General features: G+C 68.2%; 22 protein-coding genes. 13 read left to right on the top strand and 9 right to left on the bottom strand.

The features are described from left to right. Positions 1–17: 17 nt before the first annotated feature. From cpaB to AC10QF_RS09190, 10 genes are all read left to right on the top strand, one after another. Positions 18–1,055, top strand: coding sequence for a Flp pilus assembly protein CpaB (gene cpaB, locus AC10QF_RS09145; protein ID WP_111177364.1), 1,038 nt, complete (start codon positions 18–20; stop codon positions 1,053–1,055). Positions 1,056–1,073: 18 nt separating this feature from the next. After that, positions 1,074–2,432 carry a type II and III secretion system protein family protein gene (locus tag AC10QF_RS09150; RefSeq protein ID WP_065178477.1) on the top strand — a complete coding sequence of 453 codons (1,359 nt, stop codon included), beginning with the start codon at positions 1,074–1,076 and terminating at the stop codon, positions 2,430–2,432. A gap of 28 nt (positions 2,433–2,460) precedes the next feature. After that, positions 2,461–3,717 (top strand): CpaE/TadZ family protein, encoded by a 1,257-nt coding sequence (locus AC10QF_RS09155; RefSeq protein WP_111177362.1) that lies wholly within the window; start codon positions 2,461–2,463, stop codon positions 3,715–3,717. After that, positions 3,702–5,048 (top strand): TadA family conjugal transfer-associated ATPase, encoded by a 1,347-nt coding sequence (locus AC10QF_RS09160; protein WP_053500164.1) that lies wholly within the window; start codon positions 3,702–3,704, stop codon positions 5,046–5,048. Before AC10QF_RS09155 ends, AC10QF_RS09160 begins: the two co-directional genes overlap by 16 nt. Positions 5,049–5,050: 2 nt before the next feature. Beyond that, the gene (locus AC10QF_RS09165; RefSeq protein WP_164263097.1) at positions 5,051–6,007 is read left to right on the top strand and encodes a type II secretion system F family protein; all 957 of its coding nucleotides are present in this window, start codon (positions 5,051–5,053) and stop codon (positions 6,005–6,007) included. A 28-nt stretch (positions 6,008–6,035) separates the two neighbouring features. Further along, a complete protein-coding gene (locus AC10QF_RS09170; protein WP_494542074.1) occupies positions 6,036–6,971 on the top strand; it encodes a type II secretion system F family protein in 936 nt (311 codons plus the stop codon). After that, on the top strand, positions 6,971–7,861 hold the full coding sequence (locus AC10QF_RS09175; RefSeq protein WP_494542075.1) for a tetratricopeptide repeat protein: 891 nt from the start codon (positions 6,971–6,973) through the stop codon (positions 7,859–7,861). The genes AC10QF_RS09170 and AC10QF_RS09175 overlap by 1 nt, the downstream gene beginning before the upstream one ends. After that, complete coding sequence (locus AC10QF_RS09180; RefSeq protein ID WP_494542076.1) at positions 7,858–8,325, top strand: DUF3613 domain-containing protein; 468 nt, start codon at positions 7,858–7,860, stop codon at positions 8,323–8,325. The genes AC10QF_RS09175 and AC10QF_RS09180 overlap by 4 nt, the downstream gene beginning before the upstream one ends. An 8-nt stretch (positions 8,326–8,333) precedes the next feature. Beyond that, positions 8,334–10,487 (top strand): TadG family pilus assembly protein, encoded by a 2,154-nt coding sequence (locus AC10QF_RS09185; RefSeq protein ID WP_494542077.1) that lies wholly within the window; start codon positions 8,334–8,336, stop codon positions 10,485–10,487. Between the two features lie 99 nt (positions 10,488–10,586). Further along, positions 10,587–11,291 (top strand): DUF2968 domain-containing protein, encoded by a 705-nt coding sequence (locus AC10QF_RS09190; RefSeq protein WP_032954256.1) that lies wholly within the window; start codon positions 10,587–10,589, stop codon positions 11,289–11,291. Positions 11,292–11,367: 76 nt separating this feature from the next. Here the strand turns inward: AC10QF_RS09190 and AC10QF_RS09195 are convergent, their stop codons facing one another. After that, entirely contained in the window at positions 11,368–11,754 is a 387-nt protein-coding gene (locus tag AC10QF_RS09195; RefSeq protein ID WP_095377127.1) for a hypothetical protein, read from the bottom strand. A gap of 186 nt (positions 11,755–11,940) precedes the next feature. Between AC10QF_RS09195 and AC10QF_RS09200 the strand changes: the two genes are divergently transcribed. After that, on the top strand, positions 11,941–12,765 hold the full coding sequence (locus tag AC10QF_RS09200) for an alpha/beta fold hydrolase (RefSeq protein WP_065196126.1): 825 nt from the start codon (positions 11,941–11,943) through the stop codon (positions 12,763–12,765). Positions 12,766–12,867: 102 nt separating this feature from the next. On the opposite strand, the gene AC10QF_RS09205 is transcribed toward AC10QF_RS09200, so the two are convergent. From AC10QF_RS09205 to AC10QF_RS09235, 7 genes are all read right to left on the bottom strand, one after another. Further along, the gene (locus tag AC10QF_RS09205) at positions 12,868–14,517 is read right to left on the bottom strand and encodes an MFS transporter (RefSeq protein WP_494542078.1); all 1,650 of its coding nucleotides are present in this window, start codon (positions 14,515–14,517) and stop codon (positions 12,868–12,870) included. Further along, positions 14,511–15,794, bottom strand: coding sequence for an alginate export family protein (locus AC10QF_RS09210; RefSeq protein ID WP_069138303.1), 1,284 nt, complete (start codon positions 15,792–15,794; stop codon positions 14,511–14,513). The genes AC10QF_RS09205 and AC10QF_RS09210 overlap by 7 nt, the downstream gene beginning before the upstream one ends. After that, positions 15,773–17,620 carry an amidohydrolase gene (locus AC10QF_RS09215; protein WP_222523806.1) on the bottom strand — a complete coding sequence of 616 codons (1,848 nt, stop codon included), beginning with the start codon at positions 17,618–17,620 and terminating at the stop codon, positions 15,773–15,775. The genes AC10QF_RS09210 and AC10QF_RS09215 overlap by 22 nt, the downstream gene beginning before the upstream one ends. Positions 17,621–17,739: 119 nt before the next feature. Continuing rightward, positions 17,740–18,165, bottom strand: a complete 426-nt coding sequence (locus tag AC10QF_RS09220; protein WP_065185735.1) for a DoxX family protein — start codon at positions 18,163–18,165, stop codon at positions 17,740–17,742. 2 nt (positions 18,166–18,167) lie between these two features. Further along, positions 18,168–18,824, bottom strand: a complete 657-nt coding sequence (locus tag AC10QF_RS09225) for a hydrolase (protein WP_069138298.1) — start codon at positions 18,822–18,824, stop codon at positions 18,168–18,170. After that, the gene (locus tag AC10QF_RS09230; protein WP_050562701.1) at positions 18,821–19,264 is read right to left on the bottom strand and encodes a helix-turn-helix transcriptional regulator; all 444 of its coding nucleotides are present in this window, start codon (positions 19,262–19,264) and stop codon (positions 18,821–18,823) included. Before AC10QF_RS09230 ends, AC10QF_RS09225 begins: the two co-directional genes overlap by 4 nt. Positions 19,265–19,314: 50 nt before the next feature. After that, positions 19,315–19,647 (bottom strand): hypothetical protein, encoded by a 333-nt coding sequence (locus tag AC10QF_RS09235; protein WP_005417009.1) that lies wholly within the window; start codon positions 19,645–19,647, stop codon positions 19,315–19,317. Positions 19,648–19,743: 96 nt separating this feature from the next. Between AC10QF_RS09235 and AC10QF_RS09240 the strand changes: the two genes are divergently transcribed. Next, positions 19,744–22,773, top strand: a complete 3,030-nt coding sequence (locus AC10QF_RS09240) for a sensor histidine kinase (RefSeq protein ID WP_494542079.1) — start codon at positions 19,744–19,746, stop codon at positions 22,771–22,773. Further along, positions 22,766–23,419: a response regulator gene (locus AC10QF_RS09245; protein ID WP_069138296.1), complete on the top strand. Its 654-nt coding sequence runs from the start codon at positions 22,766–22,768 to the stop codon at positions 23,417–23,419. Before AC10QF_RS09240 ends, AC10QF_RS09245 begins: the two co-directional genes overlap by 8 nt. Positions 23,420–24,013: 594 nt before the next feature. Here AC10QF_RS09245 and AC10QF_RS09250 read toward each other — a convergent pair. Then, on the bottom strand, positions 24,014–25,207 hold the full coding sequence (locus AC10QF_RS09250; RefSeq protein WP_032954258.1) for an MFS transporter: 1,194 nt from the start codon (positions 25,205–25,207) through the stop codon (positions 24,014–24,016).

Below are 25,207 nucleotides of genomic sequence, written 5' to 3' on the forward strand. Positions count from 1 at the left end.
ACTTTGGAGACGGTTCCATGCTCAAGTTGACCCGCATCGCTGCCGTCGCCCTGATCGGCCTGGCCGTGCTGCTGGCGCTGATCGCCTTCATGATCGGGCGCAAACCCGCCGCACCTGCAACGGTCGCACCAGTCGCTCACAACGAGACGCAGGCGATCACCGTGGTCGAAGCCGTGGCACGCCTGCCTGCGGGCGAGCCGATCAGCGCCAACGGCCTGCGCCTGGCCCAGCGCACCTCACCCGTCCCCGGCGCCGCTACCAGCATTGCCGCCGTGACCGGCAAGGTGCCGGTGCAGGACATTGCCGAAGGCAGTGTGATCAACGGCAGCGCGTTGGCTCAGGGCTTCTCGCTGCAGCTGCGGCCGGGCGAGCGTGCACTGGCCGTGCCCGTGGACGAACTGGTCGGTGCCGGCAACCGCATCCTTCCCGGTGATTTCGTCGACGTCTTCCTCAACCTCCGCAACGCCCAGCCCAACATCAACAGCCCTGGCGAAGCCGCGCAGACGCGCCTGCTGCTGTCGCGCCTGCGCGTCCTGAGCTACGGCCAGCAGGACATCGTGCCGGTGGCCACAGAGACTACTTCCGACAGCGAGGCCGACTCCCGCAACGACCCGCGCGCTGCCGACATCACCGGAAGTGGCAGCACGCACAGCAGCAGCAATGAAGCGCCGCAACCCGCACGCAGCGCGGTGCTTGCGGTACCGGTGGCCGACGCCAACCGGCTGCTGCTGGGTGCGCAGCAGGGCAAGCTTTTCCTGGCCCTGCGCAATCCCGCCGATACCGGCCTGCCCGACCTGGCGTTGTTCCCGCAATCGCGCGGAGTGATCGACCCGCTGCGTGGGCTCGACGCCGAACAGCAGCTCGCCCTGCAGCGGCCGGAGAACCACGCTTTTGCCGGTATCGACAGCGACGCGCTGGCCGGACGTGGCAGTGCACCGCAACGCGGCACCCCGGATTCACCGTCGCGCGCGCCGGCGCCACGTCGCAGTGCACCGCGCGCGTCGGGGATCGAGATCATCCGCGGCGACAGTTCCGCATCCCGTGCCTCCCTTTGACCTGCATCGAGTGCATCCATGACCGAACGTCGCCGCCGTCCACGCCTCTCCCTCCGCCAGCGCTGGCTGGCCCTGCTGCTGGTGCTGCTGGCGCCGGCAACGAGCGTGGCCGCCGATGACCTGGTGCTGCAGGCGCGCGAGCAGCGTCCCTGGAACCTGCCGGCCGACCTGGAGCGGGTGGCCATTGCCGACCCGGGTGTGGCCGACATCGTGATGCTGCGCGGGCAGCGCCAGGCGCTGCTGGTCGGCAAGATGCCCGGTACCACCACCCTGCTGCTGTGGCACCGCAGACAGGCCGAGCCACAGCGGTTGACGGTACGGGTGCAGAGCGCCGTACAGGGCGCTGCCAGCACCGGCGGTACCGGGCTGGTGTTCACCCAGCAGGACCAGCAGGGCCTCCTGCAGGGAAGCACCGACAGCATGCTCACGCACATGCAGGAACAGCGCACTGCGGCGATGGCGCTGGGCAAGGACGGCATGCTTGCCGATGCGTCCACCATCAACAGTGGGGGCGTGGTCCAGGTCGAGGTCAAGGTGGTCGAGTTCAACAAGACCGCGATGAAGCAGATCGGCATCAACTTCCAGAACCGCAACGGCGGCTTCGCCTATGGCTTCGCGCGGCCCGGCACTGGCCTGCCCGGCAATACCGGCCTGCTGCCCGGCATGAAGGAAGGCAACAGCAGCAACGAGGCCGTGTCGCCGATTTCCTCGGCGTTCCGGCTGGTGTTCGGCTCGACCAAGGGGCTGTGGAATGCCGATGTCGAACTGCTGCAGAGCAATGGCATGGCGCGCGTGCTGGCCGAGCCGACGCTGGTGGCACTGTCCGGCCAGAGCGCCAGCTTCCTGGCCGGTGGCGAGCTGCCGATCCTGGAGCCGCAGGGGCTTGGCACCACCACCATCACCTACAAGCCCTTCGGCATCGGCCTGACCGTGACCCCAACGGTACTGGCGCCGAACCGGATCGCGCTGAAGGTGGCGCCGGAGGCGAGCGACCTGGACTACAGCAACGCGATCGTGCTCAACAACGTGCAGATTCCCTCGATCACCACCCGTCGCGCCGATACCACGGTCGAGCTGGGCGATGGCGAGAGCTTCGTCATCGGTGGCCTGGTCAGCTCCAACATCGTCTCCAACGTCAACAAGATTCCACTGCTGGGCGACCTGCCGATCATTGGTTCGTTCTTCCGCAACTTCGACTACAAGCGCCAGGACAAGGAGCTGGTGATCATCGTCACCCCGCGTCTGGTGCAGCCGCTGGCACGCAATACCGAACTGCCGCTGCCTGGCGAGCGCGAAGCCAAGCCGCATCTTCCCGAATGGGGATCGTGGTTGCTGGGGCCGGTCAGCCAGGACCCGGTGCCCGGCTTCTCGCGCTGACTTCCATGATGCCTGTAGAACCACGCCCATGCCCTACGCCACCGCCCAGCCGCTGCATCCGCAAGGACCGCCGATGAACCTGGTCCTGTACGGCATCGACCGCGAACTGCTGCCCCGGCTGGCCGCCAAGCTGCCGCCGACCACCACCCTGCACTGGCAGGACAGCAGTGCGCCGACGTCCGCGCAGGACCTGCAACGCGGCCCGCAGGGCCTGGTGCTGCTTGACTTCCGGCCCGAGCACGCGGCTGCCTCGAGCGTACTGGCACAGCAGCTGCAGCAGACCCAACCGGACCTGGCGCTGGTCGCGGTCGGCGCCACCAGCGCCGGCCAGGTCGAAGGCGTGGTGATCGCGCTGCGCGCCGGCCTGCGCGATGTGCTGGACCTGGACAGTGACAACGCCGGCATCGAGGCGGCCCTGCGGCGCGCACTGTCACCGCGCCCGGCCGCGGTGGCGCAGCATGCGCACAAGGCGCGCCTGATCGTGCTGCTGGGCGTGCGCGCAGGCGTCGGCACCAGTACCCTGGCCGCACATCTTTCGGTGCTGGCGCAACAGACGCGGGCCCTCGCCCAGGGCGATGCAGTGCAGCAGGACGGCCTGCTGATGGAACTGGCGCAGCCCACCGGTGACCTTGCGCTGTACCTCAATCTCGACAGCCGCTTCCACTACGAGGATGCGCTGCGCAACGCCAGCCGCATCGACGCCACCCTTGCACGCACCGCGATGGCGCGCCATGACTCCGGGCTGGTGCTGCTGGACCGTGCCGGCGGCAGTGATGCCGTGCCCCCGTCCGACCCTGGCGCGCTGCTGCAGCGCCTGCGCGGGGTGTTCGCCAGCGTGCTGTGTGATGCCGGCGGCTGCCCGCTGCGGCAGCTGCCGCCGCTGTTGCTGGACCAGGCAGACGAGATCTGGCTGGTCACCGATGCGTCGATCGCCACGCTGGTCTCGCTGGACCAGGCACTGAAGCATCTTGCAGGCCAGCGCGAGCGCGAGAAACGCCTGCAACTGGTGATCAACCGCCACGACGACAGCAGCGGCATGAGCCCGGAACAGATCGCACGCCGCTTCGAACTGCCGTTGCTGGCGACATTGCCTGAACGACCGCGTGTGCGCCTTGCCGCCAGCCAGGGCCGCCTGCTGCTGCAGGATGCGCCGCGCGATGCCTACCTGCGTGCCCTCGCCCCGCTCGTGTCACGGCTGGACCCGGCTGCCTGCCCGGTCCAGCCGCATGGCCTGCGGGAAAGACTCTCCCTTGCCCTGGGTGGATCGCAATGGAAGACAAGGTAACCCCGTTCCCGCATGCCGTTGCCCGCCCGCTGCTGCACGAAAGCCCGGGCCACCTGCCGTTCGCACAGACCGAGCAGTACCAGAAGGTGCTGTCGGCCGCGCATGAGCACCTGCTCAACAGCATCGAGGACGAGCGCATCGACATCGATTCCTGGGCCCCGGATACCATCGCCCGCTGGGTGCAGGTACAGACCGTGGGCTTCATCCAGGAATGGCGCATCCCGATCAACGAAGAAGAGATGCAGGTGGTTGCCGAGGGCCTGGTCAAGGAGCTGACCGGTTTCGGCCCGCTGGACGACCTGCTCCACGACCCCTCCATCGAAGACATCCTGATCAACGGTTTCAAGGACGTGCACGTTTCGCAGGGTGGCCAGCTCCGGCGTGCCACCCAGCGCTTCACCGATGACACCCACCTGCTGCGCATCCTGCGCCGCATCCTCGCGCCGCTTGGCCGCCGGCTGGATGATTCCAATCCGATGGTCGATGCGCGCCTGCCCAACGGCGGCCGCCTCAACGCGATCATCTCGCCACTGGCGGTGGACGGGCCGATGGTGTCCATCCGCAAGTTCCGCAAGGACCCGTTCACCCCCGACGAGCTGCTTGCCAAGGGCACCTTCGACGCACCGATGCAGGCCCTGCTGAAGGCGATGGTGCTGGGCCGCTGCAACATCCTGGTCTCCGGCGGCACCAGTTCCGGCAAGACCTCGCTGCTGAATGCACTGGCCAGCTACGTGCCACCCAGCGAGCGCGTCATCACCGTGGAGGACACCGCCGAGCTTTCGCTGAACCATCCGCACGTGGTGCGCCTGGAAAGCCGCATCGGTGGCGCCGAGGGCCAGGGCGCGGTCAGCATCCGCGACCTGGTGCGCAACAGTCTGCGCATGCGCCCGGACCGCATCGTGGTCGGCGAAGTGCGCGGCGCTGAAGTGCTGGAAATGCTGCAGGCGATGAATACCGGCCATGACGGATCGATGGCCACCATCCACGCCAACACGCCACGCGACTGCCTGTACCGCATCGAGATGCTGGCAGGCTTTGCCGGCTTCCAGGGCAGCGAGGACAGCCTGCGCCGGCAGATCGCCAGCGCCATCGACTTCATCGTGCAGATCTCGCGGCTGGGCAGCGGGCGCCGGGTGCTGGTCTCGATCACCGAGATCACCGGGGTCAGCGACAACCTGATCACCACCCAGGAAATGTTCCGCCACGAGGTGCAGATCGACGCCACCGGCCGCGAGACCGACCGCTGGATCGGCCTGGGCTTCCATCCGCACTCGCACAAGCTGGAGCCGTTCCGCCAGCAACTGCGTGAATCGCTCTACGGGGACTTCTGAGCATGGGCACCGGCCTGCTGCTGGGCGTGTTGAGCATCATCTCGGTGCTGCTGGCGCTGGCCGTCTGGCTATGGGGCACCGCCGCCAGCCGTGAGCAGCGCCAGGCCTCGCTGCAGCATGCCGAGCAACAGCTGGCGCGCGGCAGCGCGGCCAGCGCGGTACCGGCCGGGCCTGCCGTTGCGGCGGCCAACGATTCGACCCGCCCGGCCAGCACCGGAACCCGTGTACTGCCGTGGAACGGTGTCCTGCAGCGCGCCGGCCTTCCGCCGGGCTGGAAGCTGCCACTGATGCTGCTGGTGCCGGGACTGATGCTTGCGGTCGTGGCGGCGATGCGGCTGGGCACGGCCTGGATGTTTCCGCTGACCCTGCTGCTGTACCTGCTGGGCTGCTGGCTGTGGGTGATGCGCCGGATCACGAAGCTGCGCGCGCAGCTGCTGCACCAGATGCCGGACTTTCTCGACAACCTGGTCCGCCTCACCGCGCTGGGCAACAGCCTGCAGGCCGCGTTCCAGGTGTCTTCGATGCAGACCAGCGCGCCACTGCGCGGCCTGCTCGACACCACGGTGCGCTATGCGCGCAGCGGCATGGACCTGGATCGTGCATTGAGCCTGGCCGCGCAGCCGTACCGGATGGACGTACTGAAGGTGCTGGCAGTGGTGATCGGAGTGAGCGTGCGCATCGGTGGCCGCGCCGACCAGATCCTGCAACGCATGGGCGATTTCATGCGCGACCTGGAACAGGCCCAGCAGGAACTGGCGGCCACCACCTCGGAAACACGGATGTCGGCCTGGGTACTGGGGCTGCTGCCGCCCGCCAGTGCGGTGCTGATGGCAATCTCCAGCCCGGCGTTTTTCCAGCCGGTGCTGCACGACCCGCTCGGTCACAGGATCCTGTTGATCGCGCTGGGCCTGGAACTGCTAGGGGCGTTCCTGCTGTACCGCCTGGCCAAATCACTATGACCGCCCACAGCCGCCCCGGAGGTGCCCGATGAGCGCCAGCGCCTGGTTCGCCCTTTCGCTGCTGGTGCTGGCGGCCGGCGTCGCCCTGCTCGGTATCGCCGGCTGGGTGCGCAGCCATCGCGAGCACCGCACCTCAGCCACACTGAAAACCGCCCTGCAGCCGCGTGAGGAAGGCCGCGACACCGAGGCCACGCGCCGCGACTCGCTGGGCTGGATCGAGCGCTTCGGTCGCTCGCTCAGTGGCGGCCGCCTGGAGGCTGCGCTGCTTGCCAACGAAGACAAGCTGCTGTTGGACCTGGCTGGCTGGAACACGCGCCGTGGCACCGCGATCTATCTCGGCCTGCGCCTGCTGCTTGCCCTGTTGGTGCTGGCGCTGGCGCTGGCGTTCAGCAGCGCGCACGGGCTTGCCAAGGTGATGGTGGTGATCGGTGCGCTGGCGGCCGGGCTGCTGCTGCCCAAGTTCGTGCTGTCGTCGTGGGTCAAGCGCCGCCGCCGCGCGGTCGAGAACGAGCTGCCCCTGCTGATCGACCTGCTGCGCCTGCTGCAGGGCGTGGGCTTCAGCATGGACCAGAGCCTGCAGACCCTGGGTGACAAGCTGCGCGATGCATTGCCGGTACTCGGCGGCGAACTGCAGGAAGCCAATGTGGCCTATACCCATGGCCGCACGCGCGCGCAGTCGTTGCGGCGTCTGAGCGAGGTCTACGCCGATGATGACCTGGCCAGCCTGGTGCAGTTGATCCTGCAGGTGCATGCGCACGGCGGCGCAGTGCAGGAGCCGTTGCGCCAGTTCAGCATCCGCCTGCGCGAACAGCGCCGCAACGCGTTGAAGGAAAAGGTCGGCAAGCTCTCGGTGAAGATGACCGTGGTGATGATGCTGACCCTGTTGCCGGCACTGATGCTGGTGCTTGCCGGCCCGGCGCTGGTCGCGCTGGCCACCACCCTGTCCAAGATGGGATCTCCCTGATGCCTGCCCTGCGCACCTCCTGCCTGCTGCTTGCCGTCGCCCTCGCCGCCCTGGCCAGTGGCTGCGCCTCGACCACACCGAAATATGTGCGGGCGCCCAGCCTTGCGCCGCCGGAACCCGATCCGCAGGACAGCCGCAACGCCTATCTGGAGCTGATCGAACGCATGCAGCAGCAGGGCGCCTGGTATGCCTCGCTGGCCCACGTGGAGGCCTTCCGCCAGCGCTATGGTGATCGTCCTGCCCTGCGCCTGCTGCAGGCCGACGCACTGCGTGAGACCGGGCAGACCGACGCGGCGGTCGCGCTGTATCGAGAGCTGTCCAGCGGGCCGCAGGCCGCGGCGGCCGCCCATGGCCTGGGCCTGATCGCTGCACGCCGCGACGACGACGCCGGCAGCGAACAGGCGCTGGCGCGCGCCACGCAGCTGCAGCCCTTGAACACCGACTATCTGGGTGACCTGGGCTATGCACGGCTGCGTGCCGGCCAGTTCGATCAGGCCCGCGAGCCACTGGCCAAGGCCCTGGAACTTTCACCGGGCAACGCCAAGGCAACGGCCAACCTTGCACTCTGGGCGGTACTGCGCGGCGACCAGGCCACGGCGGAGCGGCTATCGGCACAGGCCAGCCTCAACGAGGAAACGCGCCGAAGCATCCAGCAGCAGGCCCAGCAGATCCGGACGCGCCTGCAGCAACGACAGGCCGCTGCTGCCGCCAACGCAGCCACACCTGCACACACGGCCAGCGTCGAGAGTGGCGCTCGTGCATCGGGCGGCGCACGGCTGGCGAGCGAACCCCACCGCGACCCGCGCGACCAACGCGATCCGCAGCGCCTGCCACCCTCGATGCTGGAACGCTTCAGCGCCACCGACCACCCGACCGGAAGCACACCATGACCACGATGCGCCAGATCCGACGCCTGTTGCCCGTGCTGTGCTGCCTGCTTGTTGCCGGTGCCTTGCAGGCGCAGCAACAGCCATTGACCGGACAGATGCTCGGTGGCCCCTCACTGTCGGCACCGGCTACAGCGCCGATGCAGGCCGAGCCGCTTCCCAGCCTGGACATCGCCGCTCCCTCCGCATCCGCCGGGGGGGCCACGGCGCAAGCGACGACCATCGCAAACGACATCGCACCAGCATCGCCCGCAGCACCGCGCGCGCGCCTGCCCAGCGGCGAGGCCACCCGCAATCTGTTCCGCCTGCAGGCCTCCGGGCAGCAGGCCGGCCAGCGCCTGCCGATCCTGGGTGACCAGGCCACGCTGAGCTATGCGCGTTACCTGAAGAGCTTTGAACACGAGATCCCGGACTTCTTTGAGACCGATGTCTCCCGGTCCAAGGACGCCTCCTCCTCCGGACGCTGAGGTCGGCCATGAAACGCCCACGACAGTTCAGTTTCAGCCGCGCACGCGGCGGCACGTCGGTCACGATGATGCTGGTCATGCTGGCGCTGGTGGCCATGCTGGGCCTGATCGAGATCGGCTATCTGTTCTGGGCCAAGCGTGATGCGCAGAAGGTGGCCGACCTTGCCGCACTGGCCGGCGCACAGCGGCTGGAGCTGTGCAGCCCGGACAACAGCGACAACAGCGCTGCCCGGCAGAATGCGGTGGTCCAGAACGGGTTCGCAGGCACCCTGCAGATCCGCTGCGGCAACTGGAGCGCCAGCCGTGGCACCGGCACCCGCTTCGTCACCAGCGTCGATGCCAGCAATCCCCGCAATGCGGTTCAGGTGATCGCCGAGCGCAGCGTGCTGCCCTTCTTCGGGCAGACTTCCAGCCTGCCCACCGTGAGCGTGCAGGCCGTGGCGCGCCGTGCCGAACCCACCGCGGTGTTTGCAGTCGGCTCGCAGCTGCTAAGGACCAATGGCGATTCAGTGCTGCTGTCCACCCTGCGCCTGGTTGGCCTGGACGTCACCAATGCCACGGTGCTGTCCTATGACGGCCTGGCGCAGGCCAACGTCACCCCTTCGGGCCTGCTGAAAGCGCTCAACATACCGGTAAGCGCCAACCTCAGCGTGGCCGACTTCAATCGCCTGCTGTCGGTCAACAAGATTTCGCTGGCACAGCTGGTCGATGCCACCGCCACCGTGGTCGGCCGTGACTCCGCAGTGGGGGTGCAGCTGCGCGCCCTGTCCGATCTGGTTGCCACCCAGCTGGACATCAACAAGCTCAACATCGTGCTTGGCAGCCAGTCCGGCGGCGGTGGCCTGTTTGCCGAAGTTGTCTCGCCCGACGGCACCGTCGGCAGCGCACTGGAGTCACAGATCAACGTGCTCAACCTGATCAGCACCGCGATCTCCATCGCCAACGATGGCAACGGCGTGGCGGTCAAGGGACTGGACCTGCTGGGCATCAGGATCCAGGCCGGCGTGGTCGAGCCGCCATCGATCGCCATCGGCGGCGTCGGCAGCCGTGCCTACAACGCGCAGGTGCGGCTGATGGCGGACGTGGACAGCAACAACCTGTTCGCGCTGGGGCCGCTGCTGAACCTGCTTGGCACGCGCCTGCACCTGCCGTTGCACGTCGACGTGGCCAACGGTATGGGCACCTTGACCGGCATCCAGTGCGGCGGCAGTCCACCCAAGGCCACGATCCAGGTGGACTCGTCGGTGCTGCGCGCCTGCGTCGGCAATGTCGACCCCGCACAGCGCTTCTCCAAGGCCAATGTCTGCGATGCCACGCTGCAGGACGAACAGCTGCTGAAGCTGCTGGGCCAACCATTGATCAACGACAGGATTACCCTGCCCGCACTGACCAGCACGCAGACCCTGACCCTGGCCGCCGGCGAGACCGGCTCGACCCGGTTCAATCCGCTCGCAATTGGTGACGCAGTGTCGAGCCTGGTCAACGAACTGCTACGGGTGCTGTCGGGCATGCTCAATTCGCCCAAGCAGGGCATGAACGCCAACGACACCGCCAAGGCGCTGGCCGATCGCTATCTGCAGGCGGCGTTTCCCACGGGTGGGCGCTACGACATCGACAAGCTCATTCCACTGCTGCGCGACGGCGATCCCGGCAAGCAGCTGGCTCCGCTGAACAGCTGGACCGTGCCGGGTGGGCTGCCATATGCGTGCGGGCTGCTCAACCTGACCACCTGCCACAAGGACGGGCCGGTCTGGGATGCGCTGAAGGTTACGGTCACCGGCCAGGGCCTGGGCGTGCTCGACGGTCTGCTCGGCTCGCTGGTCGGCGGCCTGCTGATCAACCGCTGCGACAGCCTGCTCGGCAACCTGATCGATTACAACGGCTGCGTGCGCAACAATCTGGCGTCCTACATCCAGACCGCACCGGCCGGCTTTCTCGATGGTGCCGGGGGAACGGGTGTCACCAACCCCGATGGCAGCGTCAGCTGCAGCGGACTGCTGTGCACCCTGCTGAAGCCGATCCTGGCCGCACTGCGGCCGGTGCTCAACAGTATCGGCACCCTGCTGACCAACCTGCTGGCCAGCGTGCTGGGCGTTGAACTGGGCCGGACCGACGTCAATGTGCAGTCGATCCAGTGCAGCGCCGCACAACTGGTCTACTGACCGGTGACGGGCGCCCTTGGCGGCGCCCACACCCATGCTAGACTCCCGGCGGGGAACCACCTTCATCTCAACCCACACTCATCCGTGGATGGTCTAGACATGCGAGAAACTTCAGGGGGCGCGGTCTTTGCCCGGCACGCGCGCAGCGCGGCAGTGCTGGCCGTGGTCATGATGCTGGTGGCACCGGCAGCGATGGCTGCACGTGGCGACCGCGAGGCGGCAGCCGAACCGGCGCGCAGCGCGCCTGTGGTGCGCAATACCGTGGACGAACTCAAGCAGTTGATGGACTCGCGCCAGCTGACCGAGCTGCGCACCACTTACAACGGCAACTATGGCGCCAGCCTGCTGTTCAATGCCAACACCCTGACCTACTACGTCGCCCTGTTCCAGGAGAAGAACTTCTGGCGGGTGATCAAGACCGATGCGGTGGACAACGCCGAGCGCGTCTACCGCACCTTCGCGCAGCAGTCCGAACAGCTGGCCCAGGTCTACATCGACACCACCCGCCTTGAAGCCGGCAAGCGCTACACCGAGCGCCTGGTGGCCTACAACGAGGAACGCCTGCGTACCCTGCAGCAGGAAATGGAACAGCAGCAGGCGCAGTCGGCCCAGGTCAGCGCCGCCCTGCAGCAGGCCCAGCAGCAGGCCGTGAGCCTCAGCACCGACGTGCAGAGCACCAACAGCCAGCTGGACGCCCTGCAGCGCCGCATCCAGATCCTGCAGGCCGAACAGGGCAACCCGGAGTTGAGCCTGCCCAAGCCGGACAGCGTGCCCGCACCGGCGGCCGCCAGCGACGGTCGCTGAGAGCTGCACTCACGGTACTCCACGCGACGGCGCCCTATGGCGCCGTTGTCGTTTTCGGCACTTCAGCGTCCCCGCGTCACTGGCAGGCGCCGTAGACCGCGTCATCCAGCTGCCGGCGCTGCACGAAATCCAGGCGCCGACGCTTGAGCAACGCCTGCTCGCGATCACGCCGGGCACGCTCGCAGGCCGCCGCATCCGTGCTGATCGTGATCAGCGCACCGTGCGCCCGCGCCGCACGCCGTTGCCGCGGCGATGGCTTCGGTGTCGAGGCCGCTGGCGCCACAGCGCCGCGGGACAATGACTGCTCCGCGGGCACGTCCCAGCGCCATGCGGCACGCCCCTGGCAGGGTGTCTGCTGGTAGACCGGGTGCGGTCCATCAACGCACTTGTAGACATGGGTCTGTGCCGGCGCTGCCATGGGCAGCAGCAGGCACAGCATCAGCGACCATCGCATGGCGGGCATCCGTGCGTTCCTGTGGCGGGCTGCGCTCATCCTCGGCACACGGCTCCCGTCCTGCCAGAGCGATACGCGTCACATCCGATGCAATCCAGCACAGCCGTGCAAGTCGGTCGCCTGCGCCTGCGCTGTACTGCCGAAGGCACCGGCATCCTGCCGAAGCCTTCCCTCCCTTCCGCCAAGGAACCTGCAATGAGCAACTTCGTCACCGTCGCCGATGGCGCCCGCATCTTCTACAAGGATTGGGGCACCGGCCAGCCGATCGTGTTCGCCCACGGTTGGCCGCTGTCTTCCGATGCCTGGGATCCCCAGATGCTGTTCATGGGCCAGAACGGCTTCCGCGTGGTCGCCCACGATCGCCGCAGCCACGGACGCTCCAGCCAGACCTGGAACGGCAACAACATGGACACCTATGCCGATGACCTGGCCGCGGTGATCGAAGCGCTGGACCTGAAGGACGCGATCCTGGTCGGCCATTCCACCGGCGGCGGTGAAGTGGCCCATTACATCGGCCGCCACGGCAGCGCGCGCGTGGCCAAGGTGGTGCTGGTCGGCGCCGTGCCGCCGCTGATGCTGAAGACCGCTGGCAACCCCGCCGGCACCCCGCTGGAGGTCTTCGACGGCATCCGCAAGGGTACCGGCGGCGACCGTTCGCAGTTCTTCAAGGACCTGACCACCCCGTTCTTCGGCGCCAACCGGGATGGCAACAACGTCACCCAGGGCATGCGCGATGCGTTCTGGCTGCAGGGCATGCTCGGTGGCGTCAAGGGCCAGTACGACTGCGTGCACGAATTCTCGGAAGTGGACTACACCGAGGACCTGAAGAAGATCGACGTGCCGGCGCTGGTCGTGCACGGCGATGACGACCAGATCGTGCCGTTCGATGCCTCGGCCAAGCTGTCCTCGCAGATCATCAAGGATGCCGAACTGAAGGTGTACGCCGGTGCGCCGCATGGCCTGACCATCACCCACGCCGACCAGTTCAACGCCGACCTGCTGGCGTTCGCACGCAAGTGAGGTATCGCGGCGGCGCTACCCAGCGCCGCCGCAAAAAAGGGGACGGAGGGGATTAAGTCGTTTGTGCATAAACGACTTAATCCCCTCCGTCCCCTTTTTGTGTCAGATATCGCTGTGATGGTGTGGTACCCCGGTCTTCGGCAGCGGATCATGGCCACCCACGAAGTGGCGCACCACCGGTGCGCGCTCACCGCGATGCAGTTCCCGCAGCACTTCCTGGATCGCCTTGTCGTCGGCGGTGATGCGCTCATGCTGGCGCAGGTGCTCCAGCCACGACGGGGTCACGAAATACTCCAGGTGGATGCCCGGGCTGGCCACGTCCTCGACCACGCCCCAGACCACGGCGCCATCGCGGCGGCGGATCGTGCCCAGCGCGCGCATCTGCGCCTGGAACGTGGCACGATCAGCATCATCGATGCGGTACTCGATGGTGACCAGCACCGGGCCTCGATCGTTCGACACCGGCACCGACAGCTCGGGTGCCGGCCAGTGCCCGGCCGGGCGCAGGTTCAGGTCTTCGGTGCCGGCGATGCGCACGCGCCACACCAGCAATCCACCGATCACCGCACCGGCCGCTGCCACCAGCAACGCCAGTTCGGGCGAGGTGCGCTGAGCGAGCGCGCCCCAGCTCAGGCCGCCGGCGGCCATGCCGGCAGAGAACACCATGATGTACAGCGCCAGCGCACGCGCACGTACCCATGCCGGAACCGCAGTCTGCGCAGCGATCTGCAGCGACGACAGCACGGTGATCCACGCAAAACCATTGACCAGCATCACCGCCGGAAGCACGTACCAGCTGCGGGTCAGCGCCAGCCCGACCAGGCTCAGGGCCAGCGACAACGTCGCCAGCAGTACCAGCAGGTCGCGATCCAGCTGTGCGCGCAGCTTCGGCAGCAGCAAGGCACCGCCCACTGCACCGATGCCGATGCAGCCCAGCAGCATGCCGTACTGCCCCGCCCCACCCTGCATCTGCCCACGCACCACCACCGGCAACAGCGCGTTCATTGCCGCGGCGAAGAAGAAGAAGCCGACCGACTTGATCAGCACCGCCTGCAGCCGTCCGGCACGGCTGGCGTAGCGCAGGCCCGCTTTCAATCCGGCACCGAAGCCTTCCGGCGGCAAGCTCGACTGCTTTGGGTCGCGCTTCCAGCCCCACACCACGAACAGCATTGCGGCGAAGGTGATGGCATTGAAGCCGAACGCCCAGACCGCACCCAGCTGGGCGACGATCACGCCGCCGATGGCCGGGCCGATCGAACGGGCGATATTGATGCCGATCGAGTTCAGCGCCACCGCCGAGGCCAGCATCGGCTGCGGCACCAGTTCGGAGACGATGGCGGCCTGCGCGGGCATTGCCATCGCCGCACCGCAGCCCATGCAGAAGGTCAGCAGCACCAGCAACTGCGGGGTCAGCAGGTCCATCGCGGTCAACGCAGCCATCGCTGCGGCCACCAGCAGCATCCAGCCCTGGGTCGCCAACAGGTACCTCCGACGATCGACAATGTCGGCCAGGGTGCCGGCAGCGAGCGCCAGCAGCACGATCGGCACCGTGGTGGCCGACTGCACCAGGGCCACCATCAGCGGCGAACCGGTGCGCTCGGCCATCACCCAGGCGGCGGCCACGTCATTGACCCAGGTGCCGATGTTGCTGGCCAGGATCGCCAGCCAGATCGAGCGGAACATCTGGATCTTCAGCGGGGACCAGGCCCCTGCGGCCTGTGCGGGGGGTTGCGACGCGGGTGCGTTCACCATTGCCATGCTCCAACGATCGAGGCGAACAGCGTGTCCTGGCCTCCAGCCTGCTTCAGTGCAGGACCGGCGTCGACCCAGGCCAGCTGCAGCTGCCATTGCCAGTGTTCGCTGGCCTGCCAGCGGGTTTCGGATTTGTACTGGGTGCCGATGCGGCGCGCGCCACCGGCGCTGCCCGGCAACGCCACCAGCGGCGCCGGCGTGGTGTAGACCGCATCGGCACGACGATGCTTCCAGGCCATCTGTACGCCCAGTTCCGTCGTCACCGCGTCGTGCAGGCGCAGGGCCAGGGTCGGCTGCAGGTCCATCAGATTGGCCGGGGCCAGCAGGCTGGCCTCGCTGAAGTAGGCCGATTTCGGGAACAGTGCATTGAAGGTGCCCAGTCGCCGGTCGTGCAGGTTGCCATCGCCACTGGCGATGTCGGCCTTCAGCCCCAGCCGCGGTTGCAGCGGCCGCTCCCTCCAGCGCCAGCCCGTGTCGGTCGCCAGCGTCCAGGCACGGACGTCGAGTGGGCCGGTGGCGGCACGCAGTTCACCGCCCTGCGCCACCAGCTCACTGTTCCAGTCCAGCAGACCTGACTGGCCGAACCAGCGCGCACCGAGTGTCTGCCGGCGCTCGGTTCCCGAGCCCGCCGCAAAGCGCGCACCGTCGCGACGATAGTCCAGCAGGTACAGATCCCACTGTCCCACGCCCTGCCCGCGTGCCGCGGTGGCATAGGCACCCCACAGGTGCGCACCGTGTTCGCTGCGATCATCAAAGGCACCCGGCCGGTTCTCGACCGGCCGCAGGGCCATCAGGTCAAGCGTGCCGAGCCGCCCCTTCCAGCCCAGGCGCGCACCATCGAAGGCCAGGCGGATGTTCGGCCCATCGCGTACCGACAACAGCCGCGAGCTGCCATAGCCGGCTTCCTGCCGGCCGAGCTGCACATGGAAGCCACCGCGCTGCCAGCGCCAGTACGCCTGCTGCACGTCCAAGGCACCACGGTCGGTGCGGCCCGGGCCGCCTGCCTTGCCATTCTCGGCATGCACGCCCAGCTGCAGTTTTGCCTGCCAGGTGTCCTCCACATAGGTGGCCGAAGCCAGTGCGCGCAGCAGGCCATAGCCATCTTCGCTGCCGCCGATACCGAACCGGGTCGGGTCGTAGTACAGGCCACGCAGGCGCAGCGATGCGTCCAGCTGCAGCTCGCCGTTGCCCGCGTCGCTGCAGCGGCCGCCCTCGCAGGCCAGCGCCAGCGAGGGCACGGACAGCAGCGCCAGGCTCAGAACGCGAAGCACGAGCATCCCATCGCGCCCCAGAACCCGGCCAGGTCATCGGTCGGCGCCGGGTGATGCGCGGCATGACCGTGAGCACCATGCGTACTGCAGGCCACACCGTGATGGTGGCGATGGGCAGCGGGCAATCCGGTGGCGGCACCACCAACGTGGTAACCACCGAACCGGTTGACCGGCGACCAGTCCGGCATCGCCGGCGGCAGCTGCGGCGCCAGCCCAGCATAATCGCCGTCGGCGTGCACGATGCGCCCGCCGACCACGGTCAGCATGCTGGTGATGTCGGCGATCTGCGCGTCGTCGACGCGGAAGAAATCGGCCGAGAGCAGGATGAAGTCGGCCAGCTGACCAACCTTCAATGTCCCCTTCACTGCTTCGTCGCCGGAGAACCAGGCGCTGCCCTGGGTCCACAGGCGCAGCGCCTGCTCGCGTTCGAGCAGGTTTTCCTCGCCATACAGGGCCAACCCGCCCACGGTGCGCCCGGTCACCAGCCAGGACAACGCCACCCACGGGTTGTAGCTGGCCACGCGGGTGGCGTCGGTGCCTGCGCCCACCGGCACGCCCTCGGCCAACATGCGCTTGACCGGCGGCGTGTGCCGTGCCGCCTGCACGCCGTAGCGCTCGACGAAGGCTTCGCCCTGGTAGGCCATGCGGTGCTGCACGGCGATACCCCCACCCAGCGCGCGGATGCGCTCGATATTGCGCGGAGTGATGGTCTCGGCGTGGTCGATGAACCAGTGCAGGCCATCGAATGGCACCTCGCGGTTGACCTGTTCGTATACATCCAGGATGCGGGTGATGCTCTCGTCGTAGGTGGCGTGGATGCGGAACGGCCAGCGCTTCTCGACCAGCAGCTTCACCACGTCGTGCAGTTCGGGCTCCAGCTCCGGCGGCAGTTCCGGGCGCGGCTCGTTGAACAGTTCGAAGTCGGCGGCGGAGAACACCAGCATCTCGCCCGCGCCGTTGTGGCGCAGCAGGTCATCGCCCTGGCGCGGCTGCAGGATCTCGCTCCAGCCACGGAAGTCATCCACTTCCCTGCCCTTGTTCTGGGTGAACAGGTTGTAGGCGATGCGCACCGTCAGCTGGTCATCGCGATGCAGCTGCTCGATGACCTGGTAGTCCTCGGGGTAGTTCTGGAAGCCACCGCCGGCGTCGATCACCGAGGTGATGCCAAGCCGGTTCAGTTCGCGCATGAAGTGGCGCGTCGAGTTGGCCTGGTATTCGATCGGCAGGCGCGGGCCCTTGGCCAGCGTGGCGTACAGGATCAGCGCATTGGGCTTGGCCAGCAGCAGCCCGGTCGGGTTGCCCAGCGAATCGCGCACGATCTGGCCACCCGGCGGATCCGGTGTGTCCTTGCTGTAGCCGCAGGCGCGCAGCGCGGCGCGGTTGAGCAGTGCGCGGTCATACAGGTGCAGCAGGAACACCGGCGTATCCGGCGCGATGTCGTTGAGCTCCTGCAGCGTCGGCAGGCGCTTCTCGTTGAACTGCGCGGCGGTAAAGCCACCGACCACGCGGACCCACTGCGGCGCGGGAGTACGGTCTACCTGGGCCTTCAGCATGTCCAGGGCGTCGCCCAGCGAACGCAGGCCGTCCCAGCGCAGCTCCAGGTTGTAGTTCAGGCCACCACGGATCAGGTGGGTGTGGCTGTCGTTGAGGCCGGGCAGCAGGCGCCGGCCCTGGGCGTCGATCAAGGTCGCTTCATTGCCCCAGCCGCGCATGATCTCCTCGTCGCTGCCGACGGCGACGATGCGGCCTTCCTGTACAGCCAGCGCCTGCGCATGCGGCTGCTGCGGGTCGAGGGTGGTAATGCGGGCATTGCGGATGACCAGCGTGCTCATGCGACGCTCCTTGGAAGTGGAATCGAGTGCGGCACCGGCGCGACCTGCCAGGCCGAGCGCAACAGCGGCGCCGCTGGCCAGCACCACGTTGCGGCGGCCGTGATCGAGGGGATCGTGACTCATGCGAATTCTCCCGGAAGGCGTTGGCCGTCCAGCGCCCAGGCGCCGGGGCCGGCCAGCGCGAGGGCCAGCAGCACCGTGGTCCACATCAACGGGTACTCACTGCCGCCGCGCATCCAGAACCAGCCCTTGGGCAGGGCCAACAGCACGGTGAAGCCGATGAAGGCAGCCGCCGCAAGCGCAGCGATGCGGGTCTGCCACCCCAGCAGCACGGCCAGCCCGGACAACACCTGCAGCAAGGCCAACAGCAATGGCAACGGTGCCACTGCCGGCAGCCCGAAACCGCGCAGCTCGGTGGCGAAGCCGGAAAGCCCCGGCCCCCCGAACCAGCCGAACAGCTTGCCCAGCGCGTGCGGCAGCAGGAAGCCTCCTGCCGCCACGCGCAGCATCAGCAGGGCCAGGTCGAGGCCATGGCCGGCAACCATGCTCAGTGCCCGCCTTCCTGCGCACCGAACATCCGCTTGGCGTACTGGATGCCGATGCCGTAGCCGCCGGCGTGGTCGCGCGCAATGCCGGTGGTCAGGTCGTAGGTTTCACCCCGTGCCCAGTCGCGCTGCAGTTCGAGCAGGTACTGCACGCTGGTCATCGGCACCGCGCCGGCCTGCACCATGCGGGTGATCGCACGCTCGTGCGCTTCCTCGCTGACATCGCCACAGGCATCGGTGATCACATACACCTCAAAGCCCTGCGCCAGCGCCGACAGCGCCGGGCCGACGATGCAGACGCTGGTCCACAGGCCGGCGATGACCAGACGCCGCTTGCCGATGCGGTTGATCTCATCGATCACAGGCTGGTCTTCCCAGGTGTTCATCGAGGTGCGATCGAACACCGTCTGGCCCGGAAAGATCTGCGGCAGTTCCGGGAACATCGGCCCGGAGAACGATGCTTCGGCGACTGTGGTCAGCACGACCGGTACATTGAAGCCCTTGGCGCCCTTGCTGATCAGCGACACGTTGTTGCGCAGCGCGGAGATATCGATGGTGTGGGTGGCGAACGCCATCTGCGACTGGAAGTCGATCAGCACCAGGGCGTGGTCGGTCGGCGACAGCAGCGCCGGGGCGGGAGTGGCGGTGGCAAGGCTCATGGGTGGACTCCGTTGGAAACACGATCAAGGGGATGCAACAGGGCGGCATCGCCGGCAACGTACTGGCCGGGGCTGCAGCCGGTCTCCGCGCGGAAGCTGCGGACGAAATGGCTCTGGTCGAAGAAGCCCAGCTGCTGGGCCAGGCAGGCCATCGGCAGCTGCGCGCCCGGCAGCAGCTGGCGCGCGCGCTCGATGCGACGGCGGCGGACATAGCGCAGCGGGCTGGCGCCGGTACCGGCGCGGAACAGGCGTACCAGATGGAAGCGGCTGACGCAGGCGGCCGCCGCCAGCTCGGTCACCCGCAGCGGCTGCGACAGATGCTCATCGACATAGCGCAGGGCGCGCTGCAACGCGGCGGCCTGTTGCGGTGCCAGTGAAGCGGCGGGCGGGTCAGGCGGGAAGAGGGTGGCCATGCGGGACGCCGCGAAGGGGTGCCCCATGGTGCGTGACCCCTGCGTGATGCCCCACCCCCGTCGGTCGAGGCCAGCACCTACCCGAATGGGGGAGGCCGACGGCCGAGCAGGCGGCGCCCGAACAACCGCGCATCCAATGAATAGGCGCCAGGGCCCAGCATCAACAGCGCCAATGGCAGCACCGCCTGCGGCCACGGCGCCTGCTGCGCGAACATGCCCACGGCCGCCATCAGCGCCGCCAGCGGCGTCAACGCACCCAGCACGAGCATCAGCACTGCCAGCAGGCACAACGCCGACCACCCGCCCGCCTGCATGCCGGGCGTGAACAGCGCAGCGGACAGGCACAACCGCAACCACAGCAGGCCGATGCCCGGACCGCGGTCGGGGAACATCACGAACAGGCGCTGCATGGCGGGGCTCCGGAGGGCATGCCGGCGTGATAGCCGACGCCGGCGCACGCCGCCTACCCCGTTCGGGTCACCCCGGACTGCCCCACACCTGCCAGAATGCGCGCCATGCGTGGCCGCCCCTTCCCGTCCGTGCGTCGCCTGCCGACGCTGCTGACGTGCCTGCTGCTGTTGACCTCCCTGCCCGCCTTTGCCGTGCAGCGCCCGCCGGTGAGCGGCGGGCTGCCCGATTACGAACACACCGCCTGGCGTGTCGGCCAGGGCGCGCCGGGCGATATCTGGGACATTGCCCAGGACCGTGAGGGCCTGTTGTGGCTGGCTACCGGCTCGGGCCTGTACCGCTTCGATGGCCGTCGCTTCGAACGGCAGGCGGCGCCCGCCGGCAGCCAGTTCCCGTCCACCAACATGGTCACGCTGGCGCATGCCGCCGGCGGTGCGCTGTGGATCGGCTACTTCCAGGCCGGCATCAGCCAGTTCACGCATGGGCAGCTGCGCAGCTACGGCCGCGAGCAGGGGGTGCCTGTCGGCGTGGTCCCACGCATCAGCCAGGATCGCCAGGGGCAGCTCTGGGCGGCGATCAATGGCGGGCTGCGCCGCTTTGACGGACACCGCTGGCAGCCACTGCCGGCCGCTGCCGGCCTGCCCGAGCGCCGAGTGCAGTGGGTGCTGCACGACAGCCGGGACAGGTTCTGGGTGCTGGCCGACCTGAAGATCTGGATGCGTGCGGCGGGCCAGACCGCGTTCGAGGACACCGGCATCGCGGTCTCGCAGATGGCGACGCTGGCCGAAAGCCCGCAGGGTGAAGTGTGGCTGGCCGACCGGGTGAGAGGCACCTCGCCGCTGGCCAACGCGCAGGGTCTGCTGGCGGCCGGCGAACGTGAGGCGCGGCGGTTGCCGGAACTGGTTGCTGCGCGCCTGCAGTTCACTGCCGATGGCGCGCTGTGGGCCACGATGAGCCCGCACGGCGGCGTCGCCCGCATCACCTTCGACGGCACCCGGGCCGTGCGAATGGAACGCTTCGATTCGCCGCAAGGACTGACTGCCACATCGGCAGTGCCGATCATCGTCGATCGCGAAGGCAATCTCTGGGTCGGCACCAATCTCGGCCTCAACCGCTTCCGCGCACGCAGCGTGCACGCCCTGGTGGTCGGCCCGAGCGATCCCTACCGCTCGCTGGTACGGGCCAGCGATGGGCGCGTGTATGGCTATGGCGAAGACCTCAAGCCCTACGACCTGGGGCGCCCCCTGCTGGATGGCAGCGCCAGGCAGCTGCAGGCCGCCGCTCGGCAGGCACCCACGCCGATCTGGCAGTTCGACTGGGTCAACCTCGCGCGCACGGTCGCCGGCCACACCACATTGATCCCGCTGCCGGCGCCGTTCACCGGGCAGCCGCTGCATGCCCTGTTGTTCCCCGATGACGGACAGGCCTGGGTCTGCGCCGGAGAACGCGGGGTGCTGCACTACCAGCATGACCAGTGGCAACGTGAAATCCGCCTGCCAGAGCAGGCCTGCTCATCGCTGGCGCTGGATGCCGATGGCCAGCTGCTGCTCGGCTATGCCGATGGCCGCCTGCGCCGCCTGGGTGCGAATGGCACCGAGACCTTCGACGCCGGGAACGGCCTGTCGGTAGGGCCGATCACCGCGATGCTGCACCACCGGGACCTTCTGCTGGTCGCCGGCGAAGCGGGGCTGGCGGCACGGCTGGGCAACGGCCGGTTCGTTCCGGTGCACACCGACATGGCCGGTGTCCTGGAGGGCATCACCGGCATGGTCGCCGATGCCAATGGGCACCTGTGGCTAAACGGCAGCCGTGGCCTGGTACGGATGGAAAGCGGGTTGCTGCGCCGTGCCCTGCGCACCGGTCTGCCAGTGACGCCACGCCTGTTCGATGCCATCGACGGCATGCCCGGCATCGCCCTGCAGAGCGGACCGATCTCCACCGCCGCCCTGGCCGACGACGGCCTGCTGTGGCTGGCCACCAACCAGGGCCTGGCCTGGCTGGACACCACCCGCTCGCACGTCAATACGATGGCTCCCAGCGTGCGTATCGGCGAGGTGCTGTATGGCAGCGAGCACGCGCCGCTACGCGATGGCCTGCGTCTCCCGGCCGGCACCAGCCAGCTGCAGATCGATTACGTGGCGCTGTCGTTGGCACGTCCGGAGCGCAACCGCTACCGCTACCGCCTGTCGGGCGTGGATGATGGTTGGCAGGACGCTGGCAGCAGCACACGTGCGTATTACACCAACCTCGCGCCCGGCAGCTACCGGTTCGAGGTGGAAGCCGCCAACGAGGACGGCATCTGGAGCACCGCACCGGCCAGCCGCAGCTTCCGCATCGCTCCCACCTTCATGCAGACCGTGTGGTTCAAGCTGCTGTGCACCGCCGCCGTGCTTGCACTGCTGGTGCTGGCGGTACGCATCCGCAGCGGGCAGCTGGCCGCACTGTTCCGCGCGCGCCTGCAGGAACGCAACGGCGAGCGCGAACGCATCGCGCGCGACCTGCACGACACCCTGCTGCAGGGTAGCCAGGGCCTGATCCTGCGCCTGCACGCGATCAGCCAGTCAGCGCAGACACCAGAGCCGGTGCGCAGCCAGCTTGAGTCAGCGATGCAGCTGGCCGAGCGCAACCTGGCCGAGGGTCGCGAGCGGGTCAATGCGCTGCGCGAGGGGCCGTTCGCGGGTCGCGACCTCGCTTCGGCACTGGCCGATGTGCACGCCGAGTATGCCGGGCACGGCACCAATCCGCTGCGCCTGACCGTGGAAGGCGCGGCGCCACCGCTGCAGGCCGACGCGGCCGAAGAGGTGTTCCTGATCGGGCGTGAGGCCATCCGCAATGCGTTGCGCCATGCCAATGCCAGTGCCATTGAAGTGGAACTGTCCTATGGCACGCGTTGTTTCCTGCTGCACGTGCGCGACGACGGCGCCGGCATTGCCGACGAGAACGCCGGCCATGGCCATTGGGGCCTGCAGGGCATGCGTGAGCGCGCCCAGCGACTCGGCGCGGAACTGCAGCTGTGGACCCGCCCCGGGCTGGGGACCGAAGTCGCGCTGGCAGTTCCTGCCCGGCGCCTGTATCACCGCCGCCGATCGCGTTGGCATTGGCCCTGGAGCAGAGAAAACCATGACTGAGTCCCCTGCCCCGATCGGCGTGCTGGTGGTCGACGACCACCCGCTGCTGCGTGATGGCCTGGCGGCACTGCTGGGCGCTCATGCCGACCTGCGCCTGCTCGGCGAGGCCGCCGATGGCGAGGAAGCCATCGCACGCTACCAGCAGCTGCAGCCCGACGTCGTGCTGATGGACCTGCAGATGCCCCGCCTGGATGGTGTGGAAGCCATCGTGCGGATCCGCGCGCTGGACCCACGCGCGCGCATCATCGTGCTGACCACTTACCGCGGAGACGTACGTGCGGTGCGGGCGCTGCAGGCCGGCGCCAGCGCGTACCTGCTGAAGGACATGCTGCGCCATGAACTGGTCGACACCATCCGCATGGTCGCCGGCGGCCGGCGCGCACCGATTCCCCCGGCCGTGGCGGCCAGCATCGCCGCGCATGTAGTGGAAGATCGCTTGTCGCCGCGCGAGACCGAGGTACTGCGGCACGTGGCCGGAGGGCTGTCGAACAAGCGCATCGGCGAGCGCATGCAGATTTCCGAGCAGACGGTGAAGGCGCACATGAAGAGCCTGATGGACAAGCTCGGCGTGGGTGATCGCACGCATGCGGTAACCCAGGCGCTGCGGCGCGGCATCATCAGCCTGGACGACAGCGGTCACGATTAGGGGGGGGGTTCGGCAGGGCTTGCAGCCCTGCACCCGCGGTAGTGCCGGCCGCTGGCCGGCAACTTCAACAGCAAAATCAAAAGCGCGCTCTCCGTGGGATGGCGCGGCGGTGTCGGAGTACGGGGACGCTGCAAGTACGTCCCTGTAAGCTTGGCAGCCGCATCCATGCGGCTGACACCCCGCACTCCGACACCGCCCCACCTCTGACAGATTCCGATGGCGGTTGGTAGGTGTCGACCTTGGTCGACACTTCTGTCAGATATCGAAATCAATCAGGGGTCAGATCCGTTTTCCTCCGGAAAACGGATCTGACCCCAAGAGCCATTCCAACAGAAGGCGGGGTGGGTCCGGTTGCGGGGGCGTGAGCGCCATGGATGGCGCGACCGAGCCCCCATGGGTGAGGGCGCTTCGCTTGCGAAGCATTGCTTCGCAAGCGCCCGAACGCCCAGCCGCCAGCGGCTGGGCCGGACTGGGGATTCACGGCGTCCCCCGCAACCGGACCCACCCCGCCTCCCTACAGGAACCCCGCTGTTGCTGTTGCTGTTGCTGTTGCCTCCAGCAGGTGCAGGGCTGCAAGCCCTGCCGAACAACCCCCTACTTCAAACGCAGTGCCAGGCTGCCGCCCGCACACACCACCGCCAGCCAGGCCACGCCGTGCCACCCCCACTGCGCCAGCGCCAGGCTGCCCAGCGCACCACCGGCGGCCATGCCGATGAACATGCCGGTGAACAACAGCGCATTGAGCCGGCTGCGTGCCGGCGGCACCAGCCCGTAGACCAGGGTCTGGTGCGCCACCAGCGCCGACTGGAAGCCGAAGTCGAACAGCAGCGCACTCACCACCAGCAACGGCAACAGCGCGGCGGCCGGCAACCAGGCTTCGGCCAGCAGCAGGCCGAAGCCCAGCAGCGCCACCGCAATCGCCAGCCGTGCCACCGCATGGCACCCCAGTCGATCAGCGAAACGGCCGGCAAACGGCGCGGCCAATGCACCGGCCGCACCGGCGATACCGAACGCACCCGCCGCCGCACTGCCGAGGCCCAGACGTGCATGCAGCATCAGCGCCAGGGTCGACCAGAACGCGCTGAATCCCACGGCCAGCAGCGACTGGCTGGCCACCGCACGGCGCAGCTGCGGCTGCTCGCGCCACAACGCCAGCAACGAACCCAGCAACGCCGGATAGCGCAGCGTGCTGGTCGGCGCGAAACGCGGCAGTGCACGCGCCATCACCGCGCCCATCGCCGCCACGGATACCGCCGCCAGCACGAACTGCGTGCGCCAGCCCCACGCTTCAGCCACCACGCCACTGACCACCCGCGACAACAGGATGCCGAGCAGCAGGCCGGTCATCACCCGGCCGACGATCTGGCCGCGCTGCGCATCCGGTGCCAGCACCGCAGCGGCGGGAACGATGTCCTGCGCCAGCGTTGCCATCAGCCCGACCAGCAGGCTGGCCATCAGCAGGCCCGGCAGGTGCCCGGCCATCGCGGCGGCGCCCAGTGCCAGCGCCAGCAGCGCGGACTTCAACAGGATCAGATGGCGGCGGTCGAAGCGATCGCCCAGCGGTGCCAGCAGCAGGATACCCAGTGCGTAGCCGAGCTGGGTCAAGGTTGGCACCAGGCCGGCGGCGCGCTCACCGGCGCCAAGGTCCTGGGCGATCAGGCCCAGCATGGGCTGGCTGTAATACAGCGACGCGACCGAGAAGCCGGCACCGGCCGCCATTGCCAGCACCAATGGGGCGGAAGGCACGGTCGCCGGTGCGGCCGCAACAGACAGCGAGGGGGTAGACAT

This window comes from Stenotrophomonas maltophilia complex sp. Om-AH-Sm3, assembly GCF_059337855.1.